Here is a 745-nt window from a genome sequence, read left to right as displayed (position 1 = left end):
AAAAAAACGGGCACGAAGGCCCGTTTTAAACTTAGTCATCAAAGTAATTCTCTTTACTCTGGATCAAAACCAATAAAGGTAATTTTTTCTTCCACCAATACTGGTTCGCCTTCTTTCCAGGTTTTGCCATCCGGAACCACGGTTTTTATCTCATAAATCTCACCGGGAATTTCTTCAGATAAGGTAAAAATATAGTATTTCGAAGAATACAGTTTATAACGGTCATTTTTCGGATCTTTAATATAAGGCTGTACTGTATATTGCCATGCCTTTACTTTGTCTCCGTTATAGTCCACTTCAACCTGCTTTTTATCCGCACCTTCAGCAAAAGACCATCGGATTAAGCGTTGGAAATAACGCCATTCACCGCCGGTTAAACGCTTCATTTCATGAACGTCATATTCCAGAAACAACACAAAAACACTGTTACCACGTTGATCCAGCCGTTCCTGATAAGGACGTTTGTTGGGACCGGTAAAAAATTCAAAATAGGTATCTGCCCGACCTGTATTACGAATATTTTTGACTATTACATCGATCGTGTCGTTGTAATCCCCATCTACAAAACTGGTTTTAGAAAATTCATATTTCAGCACGCCTGGCTGATCAATATTTTTCAGATGTGATTTATCGAATAACTCGTTATTAATTTCCGACATGCCCGGAGCAGCAAATGCTTTACCACTTATCAGCAGCATTATTCCGAGCAAAAAAACACTACATATTGGTTGATTTCTCACTGTTT

General features: G+C 38.3%; 1 protein-coding gene. It reads right to left on the bottom strand.

Features of this window, described 5'->3' with window-relative positions:
• Nucleotides 1-53: 53 nt before the first annotated feature.
• Nucleotides 54-740, bottom strand: coding sequence for a hypothetical protein (locus tag A9E74_RS13805; RefSeq protein WP_245652187.1), 687 nt, complete (start codon nt 738-740; stop codon nt 54-56).
• Nucleotides 741-745 lie beyond the last annotated feature (5 nt).

The sequence above is a fragment of the Methylophaga muralis genome (assembly GCF_001720165.1).
Lineage (GTDB): Bacteria > Pseudomonadota > Gammaproteobacteria > Nitrosococcales > Methylophagaceae > Methylophaga > Methylophaga muralis.
The sequence above is the reverse complement of the archived record's forward strand: the minus strand, read 5'-3'. Positions and strand labels throughout refer to the sequence as shown.